This is a genomic window from Serratia sp. NGAS9, assembly GCF_009905295.1.
Classification (GTDB): Bacteria; Pseudomonadota; Gammaproteobacteria; order Enterobacterales; family Enterobacteriaceae; genus Serratia; species Serratia bockelmannii.
On record NZ_CP047605.1, the window covers coordinates 75,712 to 97,628 of the forward strand.

The 21,917-nt window shown below is 49.1% G+C and carries 17 protein-coding genes and 1 pseudogene; 8 read left to right on the forward strand and 10 right to left on the reverse strand.

The features are described 5' to 3' along the window. Nucleotides 1–239: 239 nt before the first annotated feature. Both GUC32_RS00355 and GUC32_RS00360 read right to left on the reverse strand, forming a co-directional pair. Nucleotides 240–3,332, reverse strand: coding sequence for a multidrug efflux RND transporter permease subunit (locus GUC32_RS00355; RefSeq protein WP_241168029.1), 3,093 nt, complete (start codon nt 3,330–3,332; stop codon nt 240–242). Between the two features lie 167 nt (nt 3,333–3,499). Next, entirely contained in the window at nt 3,500–4,390 is an 891-nt protein-coding gene (locus GUC32_RS00360) for an ABC transporter six-transmembrane domain-containing protein (protein ID WP_237651437.1), read from the reverse strand. A 96-nt stretch (nt 4,391–4,486) separates the two neighbouring features. Here GUC32_RS00360 and GUC32_RS00365 point away from each other — a divergent pair, with 96 nt between their 5' ends. Further along, nucleotides 4,487–5,083: a TetR/AcrR family transcriptional regulator gene (locus GUC32_RS00365; RefSeq protein WP_101452803.1), complete on the forward strand. Its 597-nt coding sequence runs from the start codon at nt 4,487–4,489 to the stop codon at nt 5,081–5,083. 87 nt (nt 5,084–5,170) lie between these two features. Here the strand turns inward: GUC32_RS00365 and GUC32_RS00370 are convergent, their stop codons facing one another. The 5 genes from GUC32_RS00370 to GUC32_RS00390 form a co-directional block, all read right to left on the reverse strand. Continuing rightward, nucleotides 5,171–6,049 carry a transcriptional regulator gene (locus tag GUC32_RS00370; protein ID WP_172448683.1) on the reverse strand — a complete coding sequence of 293 codons (879 nt, stop codon included), beginning with the start codon at nt 6,047–6,049 and terminating at the stop codon, nt 5,171–5,173. Nucleotides 6,050–6,522: 473 nt separating this feature from the next. Next, nucleotides 6,523–7,770 carry an MFS transporter gene (locus tag GUC32_RS00375; protein ID WP_237651438.1) on the reverse strand — a complete coding sequence of 416 codons (1,248 nt, stop codon included), beginning with the start codon at nt 7,768–7,770 and terminating at the stop codon, nt 6,523–6,525. Nucleotides 7,771–7,781: 11 nt separating this feature from the next. Then, on the reverse strand, nt 7,782–8,543 hold the full coding sequence (locus GUC32_RS00380; protein WP_237651439.1) for an ABC transporter ATP-binding protein: 762 nt from the start codon (nt 8,541–8,543) through the stop codon (nt 7,782–7,784). Further along, on the reverse strand, nt 8,543–9,580 hold the full coding sequence (locus GUC32_RS00385; protein ID WP_101452807.1) for an iron ABC transporter permease: 1,038 nt from the start codon (nt 9,578–9,580) through the stop codon (nt 8,543–8,545). Before GUC32_RS00385 ends, GUC32_RS00380 begins: the two co-directional genes overlap by 1 nt. After that, entirely contained in the window at nt 9,580–10,578 is a 999-nt protein-coding gene (locus tag GUC32_RS00390; protein ID WP_099981941.1) for an ABC transporter substrate-binding protein, read from the reverse strand. The genes GUC32_RS00385 and GUC32_RS00390 overlap by 1 nt, the downstream gene beginning before the upstream one ends. Before the next feature lie 385 nt (nt 10,579–10,963). Here GUC32_RS00390 and GUC32_RS00395 point away from each other — a divergent pair. Then, nucleotides 10,964–11,158: pseudogene (locus tag GUC32_RS00395) on the forward strand (IS110 family transposase); the annotation flags it as partial. Between the two features lie 305 nt (nt 11,159–11,463). Here the strand turns inward: GUC32_RS00395 and GUC32_RS00400 are convergent. Continuing rightward, a complete protein-coding gene (locus tag GUC32_RS00400) occupies nt 11,464–12,258 on the reverse strand; it encodes a helix-turn-helix domain-containing protein (protein ID WP_101452808.1) in 795 nt (264 codons plus the stop codon). 87 nt (nt 12,259–12,345) lie between these two features. Between GUC32_RS00400 and GUC32_RS00405 the strand changes: the two genes are divergently transcribed. Further along, entirely contained in the window at nt 12,346–13,527 is a 1,182-nt protein-coding gene (locus GUC32_RS00405) for an MFS transporter (RefSeq protein ID WP_101452809.1), read from the forward strand. 87 nt (nt 13,528–13,614) lie between these two features. Here GUC32_RS00405 and GUC32_RS00410 read toward each other — a convergent pair whose 3' ends face one another. Then, nucleotides 13,615–14,547 (reverse strand): LysR family transcriptional regulator, encoded by a 933-nt coding sequence (locus tag GUC32_RS00410; RefSeq protein ID WP_237651473.1) that lies wholly within the window; start codon nt 14,545–14,547, stop codon nt 13,615–13,617. Between the two features lie 130 nt (nt 14,548–14,677). On the opposite strand from GUC32_RS00410, the gene GUC32_RS00415 reads away from it, so the two are divergent. The 3 genes from GUC32_RS00415 to GUC32_RS00425 are packed head-to-tail and all read left to right on the forward strand — an operon-like array spanning nt 14,678 to nt 17,481. Beyond that, a complete protein-coding gene (locus tag GUC32_RS00415; RefSeq protein WP_101452811.1) occupies nt 14,678–16,075 on the forward strand; it encodes an amidohydrolase family protein in 1,398 nt (465 codons plus the stop codon). A 14-nt stretch (nt 16,076–16,089) separates the two neighbouring features. Beyond that, nucleotides 16,090–16,563: a DMT family transporter gene (locus GUC32_RS00420; RefSeq protein ID WP_101452812.1), complete on the forward strand. Its 474-nt coding sequence runs from the start codon at nt 16,090–16,092 to the stop codon at nt 16,561–16,563. Nucleotides 16,564–16,620: 57 nt separating this feature from the next. Beyond that, complete coding sequence (locus GUC32_RS00425) at nt 16,621–17,481, forward strand: SMP-30/gluconolactonase/LRE family protein (RefSeq protein WP_101452813.1); 861 nt, start codon at nt 16,621–16,623, stop codon at nt 17,479–17,481. Between the two features lie 1,624 nt (nt 17,482–19,105). Here GUC32_RS00425 and GUC32_RS00430 read toward each other — a convergent pair. Then, the gene (locus tag GUC32_RS00430; protein WP_025304811.1) at nt 19,106–19,894 is read right to left on the reverse strand and encodes a MipA/OmpV family protein; all 789 of its coding nucleotides are present in this window, start codon (nt 19,892–19,894) and stop codon (nt 19,106–19,108) included. A gap of 127 nt (nt 19,895–20,021) precedes the next feature. Between GUC32_RS00430 and GUC32_RS00435 the strand changes: the two genes are divergently transcribed. Next, on the forward strand, nt 20,022–20,720 hold the full coding sequence (locus GUC32_RS00435; protein WP_049209011.1) for a response regulator: 699 nt from the start codon (nt 20,022–20,024) through the stop codon (nt 20,718–20,720). Then, on the forward strand, nt 20,717–21,904 hold the full coding sequence (locus tag GUC32_RS00440) for a cell wall metabolism sensor histidine kinase WalK (RefSeq protein ID WP_049209010.1): 1,188 nt from the start codon (nt 20,717–20,719) through the stop codon (nt 21,902–21,904). The genes GUC32_RS00435 and GUC32_RS00440 overlap by 4 nt, the downstream gene beginning before the upstream one ends. The last annotated feature ends 13 nt before the right edge of the window (nt 21,905–21,917 follow it).

A 21,917-nucleotide genomic window follows, 5' to 3' on the forward strand; every position in this document is an offset into this window, starting at 1 on the left:
GTTGCACCGCCTATAGTGACATTGAAAGATATACAGCAACACCAGGGCATTACCCCGGCCGCAGAGCGGCCAGTATAAAAACGACAAGCGCTCCTAAACCGGCTCAGGCCGGTTTTTTTCCTTCAAAGTATAGTGCTCAGCTTGCTAGCAATTCCACGATGTTAGAAATGCCTGCATTCCTGTCCTGAATCGTAATGCGCATTGCTGGCAAAGGGCATTCCTCCCCTTGCTCTGGTAACTTATAGCTTTGTTTTTTCCAGCATACGCATGACGAATAGATAGAAGACAGGAACAAAGAATATGGCTAATAATGTTCCACTTATCATACCGCCGAAAACGCCAGTGCCGATGGAGTGCTGGGTCTTATCACTGGCGCCGGTAGCGAGTATTAATGGTACAACACCGAGCGTAAAGGCGAGTGAAGTCATCATAATAGGGCGCAATCGCTGCCGGGATGCCAGCAATATTGCGGAAAAAATATCCATGCCTTGCATTCGTAGTTGTCTGGCGAACTCAATGATCAAAATGGCGTTTTTAGTAGAAAGCCCGATGATCGTTATCATTCCGACTCTAAAAAACACATCATTTGACATGTCAGCAATGAAGACTGCGCAAACCGCACCGATAAGCCCCAACGGCACAACCAACATCACGGCAAAAGGGGTTGCCCAGCTTTCATAAAGGGCTGCCAGCACCATGAATACAACAAGAATAGAGAGCAAAATAAGCAACGGAAGTTGTGAAGCTGACTCTTTTTCCTGGAGCGAACTACCTGCCCATTCAGCTTTAAAGCCTTCGGGAAGATCTCTTGCCAGTCTCTCCATCTCTGCCATGGCAGTTCCACTAGAATGCCCATTAGCGGCACTACCTGTCACTCTGAGTGCGGGATACCCTTGATAGCGATTCAATTGCTGTGGTGACAAAGTCCATGATGAAGACACGAATGTTGAAAGAGGCACCATCTCTCCCATTTTATTTTTGATAGAGATTTTGAGTAAATCCGCGAGTTGCATCCGGTAAGCTATGTCAGCTTGAATAATGACCTGCTGAACACGGCCGTTATCAGTGTAATCATTGACATAGTAAGATCCAGAAGCCGCAGAGAGCGCTTCGCCAATTTCATTAAATGATACGCCAAAAGTTTCGGCCTTCTCTCTATCGACGTTTAATGAAAGACTTACACCCTCAGGTAAGCCATCAATAGCTACCCCTCCCAAAACACTACTTTGATTAGCGTGCACAAGAAGCTGATCTGTTGCCTGTTTCAATGCGTGATAACCTTTTCCACCGCGATCTTCTATGTACATCATAAACTCTGAGGAAGTTCCCATATCAGAAATAGCCGGTGGCAATTGACTGGTTGTCTTACCATCATCAATATCCTTCATTGCGGCTTCAGCAAAATGAGCCTCATCCTGAGCCGTTGCCCCATTTCTATATGGCCAATCTTTTAGTGTTGTAAATGTCATCGCTGTATTTTGGCCCGAACCGGAAAAACCAAAGCCAAGGATAGAGACATTATTCTCGATGGCACTACGGGTTGCTATCGCCGCCTCGTAGTGTTTCACAACTTCACGAGTACGCTCCATGGTTGCGTCGGAAGGAAGCTGGATTGATGACATAAAATATCCCTGATCTTCCTCAGGAAAAAACGATGAAGGGAGCTTTTTCAGCCCTAGAAAAAGCAGGCCGCAGAGGACAACATAAAGTAACATTACTCGCCCCCCACGTTTCAATATATATATCAACCCCGTTTCATAACGAATAGTTAACGCATTAAATCTGCGATTAAACCAACGTGAAAAGCGACCCGATTGATTCTCTTTTGGTTCATGTGCTTTCAGCAGGGATGCACATAAAGCTGGAGTCAACGTTAACGCCAAAAACGCGGAGAACAAAATAGATACGGCCATAGAGAGCGTAAACTGTTTGTAAATGACCCCGACCGAACCGCTGGCGAATCCCATAGGGATAAATACTGCGGTCAAGACCAGAGTAATACCGACAATAGCGGGAGTAATTTCTTCCATGGCTTGGTGTGTCGCCTGCTTGGGAGGAAGCCCTTTCTCCTCTATCAGACGTTCGACATTTTCCACAACTACGATAGCATCATCTACAATGATGCCGATTGCTAACACCATGCCAAACATGGTCAGTACATTGATGGAAAAACCACTGAACAGCATAACGGTGAACGTGCCCAACAATGCAACCGGTGCCACGATAGCCGGAATAAGCGTGCAACGGAGCTTATGCAAAAAAAGCAGCATAACGAGGAACACCAAAACCATTGCTTCAATGAACGTTTGGATGACTTTCTGTACGGATAATTTTACAAACGGGGCAGTATCAAAAGGGACTGAAAATTCCATCCCTTGTGGCAACGTGCTTGAAAGCTCTTTAAGTCTCGCATGGATGCCTGCAGCCGTACTGATGGCGTTAGCGCCCGGTGATAGTTTGATGGCAGCAGAGGTTGCTGGTTGGCCATTTTCACGCGTTTCAAATGCATAACTTTGCAAGCCCTGCTCTACGCGAGCAATATCAGCCAGTTTTAAACGACCGCCGCTGACATTCGCTTTAAGGGTGATATTGCGAAACTCCTCGACAGAAGAAAGCTGTCCGCTCACAGTAATAGGGTAAGTTACTTTTTGCCCAACAGCTGCTGGAGCATCACCAATCCTACCGGGTGAAACCTGTAGATTCTGTCGGCTAATCGCGGTAATGACATCATTAACCGATAGCTTGTAGCTAAACATTTTTATCGGGTCCAACCAGACACGCATTGCCTTTTCTGCGCCGAAAAGCTGAACTTTACCTACACCTGGTACGCGACGCAGTTCATCAGTGATATGACGAGCAAAATAATCACTTAAGTCAGCCTCTTGATACTGGCCTGAAGGTGATTTCAAACCAATCAACATCAGAAAGCCGGAGTTGGCTGACTCCACGTTTATTCCATTCTGCCGCACAACTTGTGGAAGGCGTGCCTCTACCACCTTGATTTGGTTCTGAACGTCTACCTGAGCAAGTTTGATATCAGTACCAGGTTTAAACGTCATTGTTATTGAAGCGACACCTGATGTATCGCTGGACGACTCAAAATAAAGCAGGTTATCTACCGCAGAGATTTCACGCTCAAGCAGTGATATCACGGATGTATTCATGGTATCCGGTGTTGCCCCAGGATAGGTTACCGATATTGTCACACTGGGTGGTGCGACAGCGGGATATTGAGCTACCGGTAACTGGGGGATAGCAAGAACACCACCAAGTATAATAAATAGTGCGATAACCCAAGCAAAGACGGGGCGCTCAATAAAAAAACGGGACATATAACACCATCCAAATTCATTATAAAGTGGTTATGGATTAATGTGACTGCAAAGCATAAAATGCTATAGTATGCTGAATCAAAATACGGTTCACTTCTTCACCTTATATACACAGTTTCATACGTCAAAAACATCATGTAATAATAAGGATGAGCTCATTGTTCAACTTACTCTGATTCTGTATTGACACGTCTACCAATATCCTTGAGTTCGGAATATTTCTCCAGCAATCGAGGTCCATCATCCAGGCTTGTGGCAAACATCCATAAGTAAGTCATTACCGAATAAATATGACCGGCATTGATGTTCACTGAATTGGACATCCATATAATCGTCAGGCTAAACAGCATGGCGACAAGACCGCCGACCGACAAATACCCCAACGCTTCACGATCAGAAAGTCTTATGCGCAGCTTGGCAAGCGTAGAATAATGTCGGTTCAAAGATAACGTTGAAGCTTTGTTAACAAAGTCGACCTCTTTTTCAAGGCGATTGTTCAGTTTGTTATAAAGCACCTCATTTTTCCTGGTAAATCCGGACAGAAAGCAAGCCAGGAATACCAAGATGACCAAACATGAAATCCCTGCCCAGAATTCGATGATCAACAACATTACCGCTGCACCTATCATCGAGGAAAGCGATGTAATGAGCGTAGGTAGGTGCAACTCAAAGAAATCGACAAATTCTCTGGACAGTGTCACCCGGGCTGCAACGGTAGAGTGGTTAAGATTATTTCTGCGTTGCGCCATAACAACAGAAACCGCCAGAGCAGCATAAATCTTGGCAAAAGTGCGGGTGTCCACGCTTCTACGTGCAGCTCCAAGACACCAGATAAATAAGATCATCAATCCGTAAAGCATTGCATTCAGCGTCTGCCCGGCCATGATGGCATTGATGGCGATACCAGCCAAAATCGGGTACAGAAGATAGGTCAGGTTTTCGGCAACAACCAGAAAAAAGGTGATGAACAGCTTTTTCTTGTTTCTTTTTGCCAGTAATTTCAATGTATTGGTTGCACTTCCGACAGGCTTTTGGGCTGCGATATTATGACTGCTCATGACGTTTTTTTCTGTTAAAATTAAAAATTGAGCAACCGCTCAACACATGAGTGCATGCTATTTGAGCACTTGCTCAAAGTCAATGGAGGAGGTTAAATGAAAGCTAAATCAGAGCTCATGAGAGAAAAAATACTGAATGGCGTCGTCGAGCTATTTATCGAAAAGGGCATTGAAAACGTCACTACGCGTGAGCTTACTGAGCATATTGGTGTCTCCAGAAGCCATATTTATCATTACTTTAAAGATTGGCAATCGTTGAGCATCGAAGCCGTTGCTAATTTCATGCGCAGCGAATTGGCAGAGTTTCGCACTATCATCACACCGCTACCAGCTATTCAGAAACTTCAAGAGTTCATTCATGGCATGATCTCAGAAGAACCTGACCCTACCAGAAAACTATATGGTTCGTTATGGTTACTTTCCACCCACAACGGAGCTTATGCCGAACAGATGCAATTCTTTTTAGAGGAATGGCACAAGGTATTAACTTATATCATTGACTCCGGTATAGAGGAGGGTGTTTTTCAGCGAGTCGATGTACACCGTACAGCACGACAACTGGATGCAATGCTGTTTGGCTACAGCGAACATTTGTTTACTTTGCCCTCTTCAGTTGCGTTATTACAGGCAAAAGACGATGTTGAAAGTTTTATAGAGAGAAATTTACTCAGCGATAATATTAATGTTCTATAAAGAAACTGGCGGCAGTTATTATTGAATAGTGTCGCCAGGTCTTGATTTTGTATTTTTATTAAAATTAATAATGAAATAATTATTATTTCAAAGCATCAGGGATCTGCCTAAAGTTAACACGTTGCACCATTGCTTTTTATACTCCCATCGTGGATCTTCCATGCCTAACGAGTAGATTGTCTTAATATTTTTTTCTTTACCTATCTTTTTCGCTAACTCTATGTTTTTATACATAAGGAGACTCCCCACACTATAGTTGGCAAAGGCTTGATCAACACCACCATTATGGCAGTCAAAAAAAATCCACTCTTTGCATTCGGCCTTAAATACAAGGTCATATGCGCAGGGTACCCCGTTAATCAACAGTACATGGCCAAACACCAGATGGCGTAACTCACTAAAGACGTCTAATAGAATCTCCTCTGAATAACATTCTAGCTTTTTACCCCATCTTTTTTTAAATAAAGAAATATAAATCTCTGATAACTCCTTGTCAGAAAATTTATCAATAGATAAACATGCCCCTCCGTTATTAATGAAGTATTCATATTCGGCTCGTCTTTTTTTATGGGTTTTCTTAGAAAAGTCATCCTTGACTACACAGGTTTTCCTTTTTAATTTCTGCCAATGAATACAATTGGAGAAGTCCCCTTTATGATGATGAGATAGCTGTTTTGTCTTAAATGGCATTAAGATTTTTCCACTACCCTTCTTAAACGGGATAATGATATCATCAAAAAAAATAGGGTAATTATTCTTCTTAAGAGAAAGCTCATTATTTAGTGAAAAAGCAGCAGCTATAACATCACCTTTCCGTTTGTAAACATAAAAGTCAGGGGGAGCAAGACGCTTACTCAAAAAGTCAACCACATCGGGATGCGTACACACGCTCCCGCCGAAAAGAGAGTATGTATAACCATACTCTTCCCTGGTAGATTTTTCCCAGCCTAAAATACGTGCTTTCATATCGAACTTACCGCTATCAAAAAATAAAATGTAACAAAATGAATTAAAACGGTAGTCAAACGAACGAGTAAAAGTGGTGGTGCCTTGTGATTTCGTAATTAAATCATATGGTTGACTAGTGACATTCAAGGTGCACAACAAAATATATAACTTATAGTAGTGCAATAGGGTATTCCATGAATTACAAATAATCATTGTCATAGCAATGATAGTTTAAGAGTTGCTAGACCTGTTTTTATGAAGAGCCATATTTTTTTTGCAATAGTAAGGCTTTATAAGAAATTAGATAAGTAACTATTTGGCTTGTTAATCGAGGATGCTATCGTGAAAGAATTAATATTTTTTCAAAAATAACTTCCTAACCTGGTCCCGTTCTTATTTTTTTTCAATCAATAAGTCTCTTACCTAAACATCATCATGAAGAAACTAAATGATATACCGTAAACTTTATGGATGAGGCCACATCATCCTATTCAGGCTTTCGCGTTCGATGCACCTTGCAGTGGACGACAAATCACGGTCATAGCCGCAGCGCTGCACAAGGGAAACAGTGCCAACAGCAGCCAGGGATAAGTGGCCTGCGTTGAAGGTACCAGCGCCTTATCCAGCAACGGACCAAACAACAAATTACCGGTCAGCACCGCGAAGCCTCCGGCGGTGACTAACGCGCCATAGTGCGCGCCAAGCGTCGATTCATCGGCGAACCGCGGGATCAGATCCTTAGCCGACGGCACCAACAGCATCTGCCCTAACGTTAAAAGCGTGACCAGACAAGCCGAAGGCATTAACCGCAGCCAGCCAGCCAGCGGCGGTGTCGCGGCGAACATGGCCACACTCCCAAAAGCGGCAGACAGCAGCAAAAAACCCATCGGTAAGATTTTGAACGCTCCTACTCGCCGTGCGAAACGTGCAAGCGGAAGCTGGAGGGCAATGATCAGGACGGAAGCTAACATAAAGAGCGGGCCGAGATCTTTTTCGCTGCCGCCCGATCGTTGAATTTCAACCGGTAGCGCCAAATAGAGCTGGTTGTAGCTTAAAAGCCACGAACTGTAAGCGATGATAAAGGCGACGAAACGCGGCTGACGGAATGTCGTCCACCAGGGCACTATTTCTAGTGCCCGCTCGCTGCGACGAGCGGCAGGAAGGCAGAAGTACAGCACCGCCAAGGCGACAACAAAGACCCCAGCCCCTGCAAGTGCCACCTGGCGGAAGCCGAGCCCTGTCAGCAGCGCGCCGACAACCGGGCCCAACACGGCGCCGAATTCGCCGCACACGGCGAAAAGCGCGAACCACTCCGCGCGGCTGCGTTTTCCGTTTACCTCGCTGTGGGTGCCCGCTTTAGCCAACAGCGCTTCAATCGACGGAGAGAACAGTGCGCCGCCGATGCCGGTTAGGCAAGCCCCCAGAATGATGGGCCACAGGGATTGTCCAAGCGCTAGCAACAAATAGCCCGCAACGCGGATCATGCAGCCGCTCAGGATGACGACCTTTGCACCGTATCGGTCAGAAAGCGTGCCGCCCAAAATAAACATCCCTTGCTGCGAGAAGGTACGCAACCCGAGAATCAATCCGATAACGCCGCCGGAGAGCCGCATGTCGTCGCGTAAGAATATCGCCAGAAAAGGGACGACCGCGTAAAAGCCGATGTTGAAAACAAACTGGCTGCCCAGTAAAACGGGCGGCCGTAGCGTTGTGGCAGGACGAAGGGAGAAAAGAAACATGCCGCCGCATCCTAAACGATAAAATGAATGTGCTTTTTACCATGGAAGCGGGAGATCTCAATTTTCGTTTTCACCCTAAAGACGTCCCAGAGCAGCGTTTCCGACAAAATGTCCTCGGGGGTCCCCGTGGCGATGATTTGCCCGCCCTGCATCACAATCAGCGAATCACAGAACATCGCGGCGTGATTGAGATCGTGAATGGCCACAATGCTGGTGACGGGCAACTCGCTGATCAATTGCATGAGCTGCATTTGATGGTGAATATCCAGATGGTTGGTCGGTTCATCCAGCAGGATCTCGCTGGGCGTCTGCGCCAGCGCACGGGCAATGTGCACCCGCTGGCGCTCCCCACCGGAGAGACTCAGCCAACCTTGAGCGCTTTTTTCCAGCATGTCCACTCTTTGCAGGGCGGCGGTGACGGTTTCATCATCGTGCGCGCTCCAGTTCGAAAAAGCGGAGTGATGAGGAATACGCCCGAGTTTGACCACGTCGCGAACGCGCATGTTGGCCTCAGTCATGCCATGCTGCTCAACGAAAGCTACCCGGCGGGCAAGCCGCTTTTTGGCGATACGGGCAATGTCTTGCCCATCCAGCGTCACGCAGCCGGCATCCGGGCGCTGCAGGCCCGCCAGGATGCGCAAAAGCGAAGATTTACCGCAACCATTGGGGCCAAGCAGCCCCACGGTTTCACCGCGAGAAACGCTCAGCGAGACGCCATTGACGATGACCTTTTTACCTACCTTCCAGGTAATGTTGTCAGCGGAGATGCTCATCACTTATTCCTTGAACGGTAAATAATCACGGCAAAGAAAGGCACGCCGACCAGCGCAGTCACCACGCCGACCGGCAGAGTTTGCGGCGCAATCAGCAGACGAGAGGCAATGTCGGCCAGCACCATCAGGATAGCCCCGGCCAACGCGCTGGCAATCAGCAACGTCCGGTGCAGCGGGCCAAAAAAGAAACGCATCACATGCGGAACCACCAGTCCCACAAAGCCGATAGAGCCCGCCATACTGACGATGGTCGCGGTGATGAGCGCGGTGACGGTAAAAAGAGTCAGACGCACCCTGGGCACCGCGATACCGAGCGATGCGGCGGCATCATCACCGAAAGTAAATGCATCCAGTGCCCGGGAATAGTAAAGGCATACGGCAAGCCCTATCGCCACCACCGCCAGCACCAGCTGGAATTCAGGCCATCGCACGCCGCTGAAGCTGCCCAACAGCCAGAACATCACATCACGCGCCTGCTGCGCGCTAGCCGACGTGCTGATGGTGTAAGCGGTAATCGCATTGAAGAGCTGGGAAGCCGCAACGCCTGCCAGAATAGTGCGTTCATTTCCGCCGCGCGCGCCGTTGGTCAGAAAAGCGACAAAGGCAAAGGCGGCAAATGCCCCGGCAAAAGCACCCGCAGAAAGAGAGACGGCTCCGGTGCCTATGCCCATAACCACGACGGAAACCGCCCCCGTCGATGCCCCGGCAGAAACGCCGAGTACATAAGGCTCGGCCAGCGCATTCTTCAGCAAGCTTTGCAAAACGGCGCCGCAAATGGCTAACCCTGCGCCGCTGCATGCTGCCACCAGTGCACGGCTCAGACGGAAGTCCCAAATCACGCTTTCCTGGATTCGGCTGAGCGGCATTTCAGTCAGCCCCATTTTATTACTGATGGCATAAAAGACGCTTTGCAGCGGGATCGAAAGCTCCCCCACGCTCACGCCAATCGCGATCACCAGGAATAACAGCACCATGGCGAGCAAGATCGTGAAGCTCCGAAACAGCCCCTTGCGAGGCTGAAGAACGGCGGTCGTCATCAGTTCAGTCCCAGTTTTCTGAGTTGTTCGCCCACCTGTTCTGCACCGTAGAGCGTCCTGATTGTCGGGTTCATCGCCTGGCCGTCCATCACCACGATATGACCTTTTTTCACTGCGTCCAGTTGGCTGACGGCCGGGTCGCTTTTTAGGAATTTGATTTTTTCCGCCGCGTTGTCCAGCGCCCAACGATTACGATCCAGACTGGAGACCACGATCACATCCGGATTCGCCGCGATAATGCTTTCCCAACTTACCGTCGGCCACTCGGTCTCGGAAGTGATGGCGTTGTGTCCGCCCAGCACATTGGCGATAAATCCGGATGCGCTGTTTTTCCCCCCTACATAGGCGTCAGCTGAAGGGGATGAGCTAGAGAACCAAAAGACAAAGGAGAGATCCTGTTTGTTTTTACCGAACTCCCGGCGCAGGTTCGCCTCACGCTTTTTGAAATCGGCAATAACGGCCCGGCCGCGATCTTCAACGTTAAAAATGTTGGCGAGATCGGCAATTTCTTTATAGAGATAGGTCATATCCCACAGCTTCTGGCGGCTGCCATACATGTCGCCGATGGCTTTTTTGGTGGCGCACATGCCCGGTGACACATAGCTGTTCACGCCCAGGGTCACCAGATCTTCACGTTTGGCGACCTTGCTTTCAGGCCCCAGCAACAGCGGTAATTGAGCAGCAACGAAGTCTGGATTCTGCGCAAGCACGGATTCAAGCGTAGGGATTTCTACCGTCAGCGTCTTGATTTTTGCATTCTGTTCAGCCAACTGCGGCAAGACTTTGGTCGGCCAAAATGCACTAGCGATTACCTTGTTTTGCAGGTTCAGCAGGAGCAAAATCTCAACGGTATTTTGCCCCAGTGCAACCACGCGTTCAGGTGCTTGGGAAAATGTCTCTTTATACCCACAGTTTTCGATGGTTAAAGGATAGGTGGTTGCCAGAGCAGAACTGACCGAGGCAAACGCTATACCCAACGCGCAGATGACCTTTTTCATTAGCTATCCTTCATTAAAATCGTTTTTGAAAATCCGGGGTGTTTTTTGAATGAAAATGAAACTCATTACTGAGGCGGGATTTTATACAATGGCCAATATAGAGTGTCAATGAGATATGATTCCGTAACGTTATAGTCACTTTCACAATCACATATGAAATCACGGAGCCCTTGTGTTGAGGCGCAGAAGCTTGGAGGAAGAGGGGCAGTTCCTCGTATGAAGATAAAAATCAATAGCCAGATAAGGATGAAAGAGGAAGGAGGAATCTATTTACCGGGGGGCTGGAAAGCTCTTTTGTAACTCCTTCAAGACGGTGTTTTATTTCACGATCTCTTGTTGAAATGCGGACTGATGATGCAAAAAACAAAAAGTGCGTATCTTCGTTTTCCGGAGTCTGAAGAACGAATGGGTACCAGTGATGGGTTACGTAAGCTTCAGCGATGCAACTCACGCCATAACGAACTATATCGTTAGATATTACAGCTCGCCCAGACTGCATGAATATAACGGTGGTTTACCACCAAACGAATCGGAAAATCGATACTGGAAAAACGCTAAAGCTGTGGCCAGTTTTTGTTGACCACTTCAGCCAGGCAGTGCCGCAACCGCTGAAGGAGTATGAGCATACGCTGCTGAAACGCCGCACCAAACAGGGAATACAGACCAACCTGATATTGAGTGAGGAATGTGAGGCGGACTGGTTGCCGAAGTGCGATGCGGTGCGAAGATGAGCGAGTCGATCCTGGATATTTGCATTTTACTTGACTGCCTGTTTGCATTTCATTTGGACATCTCCAGCAAAAAAAGAAGGCACGTCACCTGCAGCTATGAGCGATGAGCGGACGTTGGCGTCGTTTATTAAAATCCGGTTTGTGTTGTTTTGCATTAGCTTAGAGACGAAAAATACTGCGTCGGTGATTTACCCAGCGCTTTTCTAAACATCGTAATAAAAGCGCTGACTGAATCATATCCCAGCATTCCGGCTACGTGCTGCACGGACTGACCTTCAGCCAGATGGCTCAGGGCAATCATCAAATGCAGTTGCTGACGCCAGCGACCAAAGCTCATTCCTGTCGCCTCTTTTATCAGCCTGGCCAGAGAACGTTCACTGATGGCCAGATGAGCAGCCCACTGCTTTAACGTTCGCCGGTCATCAGGTTCATTAAAAAGTGCCTCAGCCATATTCCGGATTTTAGGATGATCGGATACAGGAAGATGGAGCGCATTAACCGGTGCATCAGGAATATGTTCCAGCAGCACCGCTACGAGCCTGGCGGTTTTACTGTCAGGAGAATAAGCTTGTTCCTGCTCTGCAAGATACAGAACAAGCTCGCGGACCAGAGGCGTAATCGCCAGGGTACAGCAGATTTCCGGCATCGCTCCCGCGCCGGGTTCGATAAACAGAAAGCATGTATCTGCATTCTTCGTGACCCGGCAACTATGAGGGATTTCACCCGGAACCCAGACTGCATGTCCCGGTGGAACAAGCCACAGCGCATCCTCAACCTCACAGCTCACTGCACCGTGCAAAGAGAGAATCAGTTGTCCCTTGCGATGAGCGTGCGGATTCTGCCCGGCATACTCGCCTGACGATGATACATGCAGGGCAATAGCAGCCTGACTGAAAGCATCGGCGTTAAACTCCTCCGGAGAGGTCACAGGTTTTTTATTAATTGGCATGATTTAGCTATATTTTGTCAGGTTATCTATATTATGTAACTCATGCGTTCTTTAAAGTCTTTCTTTTTTCCAGAGAAAGCAAAATTTATGTCCCACACTACGAACAAGTGGTCTTCAATCATACTTGTGACCGGCATTCTTTTTATCGCCATTAATCTGCGTGTTCCTTTTACCGCTATTGCACCCGTTTTAGAGTCTATTCGCCATGATTTTGGGCTTAGTATCACAGCCGTTGGGTTGCTTAACTCGCTACCTTTACTGGCCTTTGCCGCCTTTTCTCCCCTGAGCGCATCCATCTCCCGCAAGTACGGTCTGGAACGTACCCTTTTTGGTGCTCTGGCCGTGATTTCAGCGGGCATCCTGCTTCGCTCCACAGGCAGCGTCTGGGCGCTTTATGGCGGAACCATATTAATAGGTATCGGGATTGCCCTGGGCAATGTCCTTTTGCCAGGCCTTATCAAACGTGACTTTTCCGGCAACGTGGCTTCCGTGACGGGGGCGTATTCCATCACTATGGGTGCCGCTGGTGCCATTGGTTCAGCCATTGTCATTCCTCTGACGCAGAGCTGGGGCTGGAACATCGCGTTAGCCATGCTGGTTATAGCACCGCTCCTTGCGCTGCTTTTATGGTTGCCTCAGTTAACGAACAAGCATCAGCTGCCAGCAGCGGGTGAGAAACAAACGGCGTCCGTCGCGGTCTGGCGCTCTCCTCTGGCATGGCAGGTCACCCTGTTTATGGGCCTGAATGCGATGCCGTTTTATGTTGCGGTGGGCTGGCTGCCAGCCATTCTTACGGACAGTGGACTCTCCTCAGCTCAGGCTGGCGAGGTACACGGCATCCTTCAGTTGACCACCGCCATTCCCGGCCTGATTCTGGCGGCCACGCTGCGTCGTCTCAACGATCAGAAATTAGCTGCTGCTGGTGTCAGCCTGTTAACCGCGGTGTCCTTTATCGGCATCCTGTATCTGCCGAATATGGCGATGCTGTGGGCTGCGCTTCTCGGCTTCGGCTCAGGTGCCAGCATGATGCTGGGTCTGACATTCATCGGGCTGCGTACTAAAAACGCTGGTGATGCTGCCGCGTTGTCAGGCATGGCACAGAGTGTCGGTTATCTGATGGCGGCGATGGGTCCGCTGTTGCTGGGCAAAGTACAGGAGTTATCCGGAGGCTGGACGGTGCCATTACTGATGACCGCAGCAATCGCTGTCGTAGGTGCCTGCACCGGAATGGCTGCCGGACGAAACGCTCACCTGGAACCTGCACTGTAGCCGGGCTGAATTCACAGACACAGCAGGGGGATCGTTCGGTCCCTCTGCTGAGGGGGCTATTAATTGTCGTTCTGAAGAGTCTTCCTCTTACCGGAGCCGTCTTTTACCGGAAAGACCTTTCTCACCTACGCTGTCGTTGAAAAGTCCGGCGACCCAGTCAGCAAAAGCACGCACGGCGGGAGAGAGAAAACGCTGATGCGGATAGAGCATCGTTACCGGCACGGAGGGTGGCTGCCAGTCCGCCAGAACCTCGACCAGTTTGCCTTGCTGCAGATTCTCCGAAATCACATTCTCAGCAAGCTGAGCCAGCCCAAAACCTTCAAGACACAGTCTGATGTAGAGTCCCGTTTCGTTGACGGCTGCATCCCCCTCCACCGGAACAGAGAAGGCCTCGGTCCCACTCGTAAAACGCAGTTCATTGGTGCGTCTTCCCGAACTGGAAAAGTAATGAATAGCCCGATGTTGTGACAACGCTTCAGGTGTCTCAGGGACACCGAACTTTCTGAGATAGTCCGGCGAGGCGCAAGTCACCCAGCGAAACCGGCCAAGCGGACGGGCAACCAGTGTGGAGTCAGTTAATTCCCCGGTTCTGATGACGCAATCCACCCCTTCCTGAACAAGATCGACCTGCCGATCGCTCACGCCAATCATCAGGTAAATATCCGGATAAAGTCGGTAAAAGTCTTTCAGGTTGGGCATCACTATGAACTGGGCGATCCCACCAGGCATATCCACCCGCAGCCGCCCTTGGGGGCGTCTGACGGAATCGGTCAGGCTGGATTCACTATGTTCAATCAGCGACAGGATCTCCCGGCATTGCGCCAGATACTGCAGGCCTTCAGGAGTAAGGCTGACCCGTCTTGTCGTACGGTTCAGCAGGCGCACCTGCAGGTATTTCTCCAGGTTTTTAATCGTGTTGGTAACGGTGGAAGAAGGCATTGAAAGTGTTTCTGCCGCACGTACAAAACTCCCGGCTTCAGCAACCCGTGTAAAAACCTGCATAGCCTGAATCCGATCCATCATCCTGTTCCCGGGTAAAAGTGAGTCTAATTATTCGTGAATTATGAATTATGAAAACACTTTAAGCATCTTTTTCAGGTCAATGGGGTGGCGTATCGTTTCCCCATTAATCAGGAAAGAGGCAACGTTAATGACAGATTACAACAGAAATATTGTCAGCAATCAGACTGTAGCTCCAGCGGCAACGCTAATTCGTGGCGCAACGATACTGAGCATGGATGAGAGCATCGGTAATATTGAACGCGGCGATATTCTCATCAACGGATCAACGATTAGCGCCGTGGGCCAGAACCTTGATTTGCCGGGTGCGCATGTCATTGATGCCACCAACATGATCGCCATGCCGGGAATGGTCGATTCTCATCGTCACGCATGGGAAGGACAGCTGCGCCGAATTAACCCAAACGCCACCTGCCTGGACGACTACAGCAACGCCACACACTTCTCCTTCGCTAAATATTACCGTCCTGCCGATATCTATGTTGGCAACCTGCTGACGGCGCTGGGCGCTATTGACGCGGGCATCACCACGATGATTGATAACTCGCACAACAGCCGAACCGCAGCGCATTCCGATGCCGCCGTCGAGGCCCTGCTTGATACCGGCATTCGTGCCATTCATGCTTCCGGCGCACCGGTAGCTGGCGAATGGGATAAAGCGCACTGGCCGGGAAACTGGCAGCGTCTACAGGATAAGTATTTCACCGACAACCCTGAAAGCCTTGTCTCTCTCGCCGTCATGGCCCAGTTGGAGCCAGAGTTGTGGGCCGAGGCCCGCAGGCTGGGACTATCGATTGTCACTGAGTTCTTTGGCGCTGAGATGGGGTCTGAACTTGAGTCGCTGCATCAGCAGGGGCTGCTGGGTCCGGACAATATTTTCAATCACTGCACGGCGCTGCCCGACCGGGGATGGAAAATTCTGCGGGAGGCCGGTGTCCGGGTGAATGTCTGCCCGCGCTCAGATTCGCACTATGGGATCGAAAGCGGAATGTTCGCCATAGAGTCCGCGCAGCGTCATGGCATCAATCCAGGCCTGAGCGTAGACAATGAAACGTCGTACAGCACCGATATGTTTATGGAAATGCGCGTCGCCTTTTACCTGCAGCGCGTAATGGGCATGCATCAGCAGCAGTGCTGCGATTCTGAACATGCGCTGAAAACGCTTCCGGCGGCGCGACTCCTTAAAGCCGCGACTCTTGATGGCGCAGCCTGTGCAGGGCTGCAGGACAAAGTGGGCAGCCTGACGCCAGGCAAACAAGCCGACCTGGTGCTGATTAACGCCGGTGATCTCAATCTTTATCCGTCCGGCAATGCCTTTGGCACGGTGGTTCATGCTGCCGAGCGCAGCAACATCGACACCGTCATGATCGGCGGATGCATCGTTAAACAGAATGGTAAGGTGCTGGGCGTAGACAGCGCGCGACTACGTGCGGCGATTGATGAGTCGCGTGAGCACCTTTTTTCAGCCTCTGGCTACGAGCCTGACATTTTTGCTGACACCTTCCTGCCGCTGGTGCAGGCAGACTGACCAGGATGAAAAGCATGGGTATGATCTATTACGTAATCGCCTTTGCCGCTGGTCTGGGGATCACCCTGCAGACGACCCTGAACAGCCAGTTGGCAAAGGGACTGGGCGGCGACCCGGTCACTGCGGCGCTGTTTTCCTTCACGGCGGGCGCGTTCAGTCTGGGGATTTACGCGCTGCTGCGGGGTGGGTTGATGACATCGCTAGCGGCGATCCCGTCGCAACCCCTCTGGAGTCTGGCGGGCGGAATGATAGGCGCATGTGCCCTTTTCAGCTATGTCGTGCTTGCGCCGAAAATCGGGTTATCAGCTCTGCTCGGGCTGGCGATTGTCGGACAGTTACTTTCCTCGCAGATGATTGACCATTTTGGCTTGCTGGGCGCTGTTCGGCGTCCGGTTTCGTTACTCAGGCTGGGGGGAATGGTTGTCATGCTGATCGGACTTGCCGTCATGCTTTTCGGCGATCGGCTCTCTGCACGTTTTCTACAGTAACTGCGTTATCCACTTTTTCCATCGTGCAGTACGACCTTTTATGTCCGGAGGATTATCATGTTTTCAATTGCAACTGAGGTCAGGAATACGCTCGGAGAGTGCCCGCTCTGGTGTGAAAGAACCCGCAGGCTCTACTGGACTGACATTGAAGCCAGTGAACTGCTCGCACTGGAAGAAGGCAATAACACTGTAATGCGCTGGTCGCTGCCTGAACGCCTTGGCTCCTTTGCACTGACTGAACAAAGTCACATTCTGCTGATGGGATTCGCGTCCAGGCTGGCTTTCTATGATCTCATCACCGGTCTGCTTATCCCTGTGGCCGCTTCACCTGGAGATACCGGCACCCGCATAGGTGATGGACGGTGTGACCGTGCCGGTAATTTTGTCTTCGGAACGATGGATGATGGTTATCCCGTTAAAGTCATCGGTAAGTTTCACCGGCTTAACGCGGCAACGCTGACTGTTGAGACGCTTGCACTGCCCGATGTCGCTATACCGAACAGCATATGTTTCAGCCCCGATGGTGGCACGTTCTATCATTGTGACTCGATGCAGGGTCGGATAATGTGCTGTGATTACCCCTCGCTGCAGAACCAGCGCGTGTTCGCCGAAAGCGAAGGCAGCGGCGCGCCTGATGGCTCCTGCGTGGATGCGATAGGCTATCTATGGAATGCTGAATGGGGTGGGAACCGTGTTGTCTGTTACCGCCCGGATGGGACCACAAACGCTATTCTGACGTCACCCGGAATCCAGAGCACCTGTCCGACACTCGCTGGTGAGGGTTTTACCCGTCTCTATTGCACCACGGCTGCAGTGGGACTCACTGCGCTGTCAGAATATGACGGTGCTTTGCTCAAAGCTGAATCTGATCTCAGTCCCGGATTACCTGAAAACCGCTTTGCTGCATACACAGTTTAACGGTTTTGATACTGATAGAACTTTGGCAGTTCAGGCTCAAAGAAAACGTCGGCTTCTGGCACACGGCAGACGTTCAGACGAAACTCTTTCACACATCGAATGTGTACGGTCAGATCTTATTGGTAATGGCCAAGTAATTGGCAAACGGTCGCCAAGTAAAAATGTAAACGGATAGTCAAGTCCGATGCAATTACGCATTGATCGGCTAGGCCGATCAATAAACCATGATTGATCTGCCGAACCCATTGGACGCTCAATCGCTGTGCCGCCTATAGTGGCAGTGACCCGAAAATATGCAGCAACACTAGGGTATCCTAACGGCCACTGAACGGCCAATATCATAACGACAAGCGCTCTCAAAACCGGCTCAGGCCGGTTTTTTTGTGCCTGTGATTAAGAGTGTGCACTTGGCAGGTGAACAGGGGGGTGCACTGAAAAGATGGCTAAACACCAATCAATGCATTGAAATAAAAGGATAAAATAAAAATGTGTATAGGGTGAACAGTTTTTCGATAAATCTTTTTTGTAAGTGGAGTAAGCGCCGGTATTGTCTGTAATTTAAACAACTCTGAATGTATCGGTAGCAAACATGTATATGCGTGTGTATATTCTGACTGTGTAGTATTAAATTGTTTTTTAATAACAGTATGTTGCATTGATTTTTATACTCCTGTGATCTTCCGCCAATCATCGTCTCCCTTGTTCTTCTGTGTTAGCCGAGCTCTGCAGCATAAATGACCGTCCACCTAGATGGATATGAGATCTTGCAGCCAGACAATGAGATTGTCCGGCTGCGCGAGGGATTACTACGGCTACTTATTGAATAGGTGCGTGCCGATGGATAAACAGCCGCTGAGTAAAAAAATGGATGACAGAACAGAAATGTAAATGAGTGACTTCATTCAGGCCTCTGACGATTAGAAAAGCGAAACGCAGCCGGATAACGCAAGCGTTGATGATAGGGTTAAAAGGTAATAGGCAATCTTTAGAAACATAAATTCATCCTGTTTTTGCGGTATCGACTCTCGGTTTGATAACGTCTGATTCATTTTGTAGAAAATGAATAACTGCATATTTAATCCGGCTATCCGGGTCTGGAAGACCGGGGTGTTTTCACTTTGGCGCCATGTTGAGCGTTTCTTTGCAGTGGATTGACACTGGGTTGATGATTTTTTGGCATGCTTTCATTTTGGGTGAATAAACCATTCAGACAGTTAAACTGTGATGAGGAAAGCCATCGTGAAAACCATGTCGTTAATCTTTTTACTGGTATCAATATTCATCACCGCGATTCATTGTCATGAAAGCCCATGTTCCGGCATTCAAAGCGGTATTGCCATACTCGGCAACGGAGCAGGAGCAATAACCTGTGATTTCAAGTCGTGCTCTTCTCATGATGTACCGCAATGCGTTAATGCCCCCAGGCTTTATATATTCAAACCGTTACTAAAGCGTTTGAAAACCGCGTTAAAACCCCAGTTTTTAACTTCATCAGTCAAATTTTCCTGAATCGTCGGTTGAAGAGTAATGAAACTTTAATTACAGCAAGCTATTGAGTGGAGGATCTTTAAAGTCCCATTACTCTTCTGAACGTCACTTTGCGGTTTCAGGTTTTTGCACTGGCTTAGAACGTGTAGCTTATTGCCACGACTCCCGTTGTCCCCTCCTTTTGTTTAACGATAGGGCTATTGGCGGCGTTATCCCCCAGCCAGGTATGGTTAATACCAACCCATCCACCCCAGGTTTCGGTAAACTGATGCGCCCACGTCAGGCTCACGTCGGTACCGTAATAACCGCCCGAGCTGTTATAACGTGAGTAACCCGAATTAGCGCTTTGCGTGCTATTAACGCCGTACCAGGTGTTCATATAGCGAGAGTCTGCAAATAATGCGCTGATTTTTAGCGCGACGGTATCCTCCTCATCCAGAACAGGAATGAAATCGACGGAGGTCGCGTAAGATATCCCCTGGCCATCACTCAGCGGCAGGGTGGCTTTTCCCTCTAAGACCAACCATGGCGTTACCGCCCATCCCAAGGCTAAGCCAGTGTTAACGGTTGCTGAAATATCCCCCATGCCTTTAAGCGCGTCAGAGCCCTTACGCCAACCTGAATCTTCATCGGTTCGCCCTGAATCATAGCCTATCGTTGGAATGAAATATAAACCGTTCTCGCTTTGGAAACGAAAACCAGCACCATTCATTGAATCGACAAAAAAGTTATCCTGTTGGAAATGAAATTGCGGTGCGGCTCCCCAGGTTTGCTCATTCGAACCACTGTATTTAGGTGATGATGCCGCGCCAAGGCTCACGGTAAATGCCGTTCCGCTGTTATCGTTATTACTTGCATGGCTGGGTGGAATGCTGGATATTATCAGCAGAGCCAACGTATTTTTAATGATTTTCTTTTCTAACATTATGAGCCTCGGTATTATGTGTATCGGTATGATAAGACTGTTCACGCAAGGCGGAGTATGCCGATGATTTGTCAATTAACCGTCAATGAATAATCAATAAATAGCCAAGATCCTTCAGGGGAATGAGATGCAAAATAAACGGGTTCTAGTCATTGAAGACGATGTCGATGCGGCAAATGTACTGGAGGCTTACCTTAAGCGTGAAGGCTATAATGTCGCGGTGGTGGGGAATGGGCTGATTGGTTTGAATACGGCTTTAACCTGGAAACCCGATCTCATATTACTAGATGTGATGTTGCCTGATATGAATGGAACGGAAATATTGGCGGCGCTCAGGCGCAAGGTGAATACGCCGGTTATCATGATCACGGCCATGGGGGAACCTCATGATAAAATTGGCGCTCTTCGTTATGGTGCGGATGATTATATCGTTAAACCCTATAACCCCGGTGAAGTTATGGCACGTGTGCAGGCAGTGTTAAGACGAAGCGGCGGAAGTCAGCTGGTTGGCGAAGAAATATTGCGCTGGGAAAGGCTCGAACTGGATATCGCTAATATGGTAGCGAGAGTCATCACGAGCGAGGACGGCGCCCATGTTCTGGATTTAACATTAACCGAATTTTCCATTCTCAGTACGTTAATGAAAGCGTCGACACGGCCACTGAGTCGTCAGCTATTACTTGAAAAATGTTTACCTGAAAGCGATGCGCTCGAAAGAGTGGTGGATACGCATGTTTATAATCTAAGACGAAAGCTTGAAGCGGCAGGCGTTGATAACGTGATTTTTAATGTGCGCGGCGTCGGCTATAGGTTTTGCAAATCATGAAAAGGAAAAATAAATCTCTTTTGTTTTGGGTGTCTGTTCGTATCGTCATCGTCGCCATCGTGACGCTTTTTACCATTATTCTGGCGATGTGGGGCATTTTTGCTGCCCAGTATTTTTATGTCATTCATGAAATGCCGGCATCGGTTTACGAAAGATTCTTGGTGCTGCGCGAGAACCCCAGCCTGGACATAGAGGCGTTTCATGAGATCGTCGATACGTATTGGGGGCTGGATTACAGTACACCTTCGCTGACTTCTTTAAATTGGGGATGGCTGCTTATTTTCCTGATCGTTGTCGTTCCATTGATAACGTTAATGTGCGTGCGCATCGCACGCCCTCTTACCGCCCAATTCCGAAATCTCACCGACGTTGCGGAAACCGTGGCTCAGGGAAATTTTAAGCAACAAGCCGAGCTGGTCCAGGCGTGTCCTGATGAAATAATAAGGTTCTCAATAAATTTCAATGAGATGGTCAATAAACTCGCTTTATACGAGCGTGAAATAAAAGCGTCGCATGTGGCGTTGGCCCATGAGTTGCGTTCACCGTTGACCGGGGCTATGGGCCGCCTTCAGGGCATGATAGACAACGTGTTTCCTGCGAGTCAGGCACAGCTGAATATGGTGATGACGCAATTAAAAAACCTGAGTTATTTGACTGACGATCTGTATTTCCTTTCTCTGGCCAGTGCGGGCCAACTGAAATTAAGTAAAAACGTTTTTACTATCAATAGCGTGTTAAAGGAGAGAGTCGCCTGGCTCAAACCTCAGTTGGAGGCTGCGGGCATGTCCATCTCTATCGAGGAGGGCGGGCCGCTTCATTTTATTGGGGATGAATTCAGACTAGGTCAGGTATTCAGCATACTTATCGAAAATATGCTTCGTTATTGTAGCCAGGGCGATCGAATGTGCATTCGTCTCGAACAGACCGCACAGGAAATCGTGTTGGCTTTTCAAGATACGGGGCCTGGCGTTGCACAGGATTATTTGCCGCAAATGTTTGAGCGTTTTACTCGCGGTGAGACTTCCCGCGCGCGCGATTCCGGCGGCAGCGGGCTCGGGCTCTCCATTGCGAAGGCGATTTGCGTTGCCCATCACGGAACGATAAAGGCCAGTCTGCCGGCCGGCAAAGGGCTGTTAATCACGATAAACTTGCCCCTGCCGGCGCAGGGCGTGGCTCACCGTTAGCGAGGCTTCTGGC

Coding starts and splice junctions, on each gene's coding strand:
- GUC32_RS00355 (WP_241168029.1), bottom strand. CDS start 3,332: ATGTCCCGTTTTTTTATTGAGCGCCCCGTCTTTGCTTGGGTTATCGCA.
- GUC32_RS00360 (WP_237651437.1), bottom strand. CDS start 4,390: ATGAGCAGTCATAATATCGCAGCCCAAAAGCCTGTCGGAAGTGCAACC.
- GUC32_RS00365 (WP_101452803.1), top strand. CDS start 4,487: ATGAAAGCTAAATCAGAGCTCATGAGAGAAAAAATACTGAATGGCGTC.
- GUC32_RS00370 (WP_172448683.1), bottom strand. CDS start 6,049: ATGAAAGCACGTATTTTAGGCTGGGAAAAATCTACCAGGGAAGAGTAT.
- GUC32_RS00375 (WP_237651438.1), bottom strand. CDS start 7,770: ATGTTTCTTTTCTCCCTTCGTCCTGCCACAACGCTACGGCCGCCCGTT.
- GUC32_RS00380 (WP_237651439.1), bottom strand. CDS start 8,543: ATGAGCATCTCCGCTGACAACATTACCTGGAAGGTAGGTAAAAAGGTC.
- GUC32_RS00385 (WP_101452807.1), bottom strand. CDS start 9,580: ATGACGACCGCCGTTCTTCAGCCTCGCAAGGGGCTGTTTCGGAGCTTC.
- GUC32_RS00390 (WP_099981941.1), bottom strand. CDS start 10,578: ATGAAAAAGGTCATCTGCGCGTTGGGTATAGCGTTTGCCTCGGTCAGT.
- GUC32_RS00400 (WP_101452808.1), bottom strand. CDS start 12,258: ATGCCAATTAATAAAAAACCTGTGACCTCTCCGGAGGAGTTTAACGCC.
- GUC32_RS00405 (WP_101452809.1), top strand. CDS start 12,346: ATGTCCCACACTACGAACAAGTGGTCTTCAATCATACTTGTGACCGGC.
- GUC32_RS00410 (WP_237651473.1), bottom strand. CDS start 14,547: ATGGATCGGATTCAGGCTATGCAGGTTTTTACACGGGTTGCTGAAGCC.
- GUC32_RS00415 (WP_101452811.1), top strand. CDS start 14,678: ATGACAGATTACAACAGAAATATTGTCAGCAATCAGACTGTAGCTCCA.
- GUC32_RS00420 (WP_101452812.1), top strand. CDS start 16,090: ATGGGTATGATCTATTACGTAATCGCCTTTGCCGCTGGTCTGGGGATC.
- GUC32_RS00425 (WP_101452813.1), top strand. CDS start 16,621: ATGTTTTCAATTGCAACTGAGGTCAGGAATACGCTCGGAGAGTGCCCG.
- GUC32_RS00430 (WP_025304811.1), bottom strand. CDS start 19,894: ATGTTAGAAAAGAAAATCATTAAAAATACGTTGGCTCTGCTGATAATA.
- GUC32_RS00435 (WP_049209011.1), top strand. CDS start 20,022: ATGCAAAATAAACGGGTTCTAGTCATTGAAGACGATGTCGATGCGGCA.
- GUC32_RS00440 (WP_049209010.1), top strand. CDS start 20,717: ATGAAAAGGAAAAATAAATCTCTTTTGTTTTGGGTGTCTGTTCGTATC.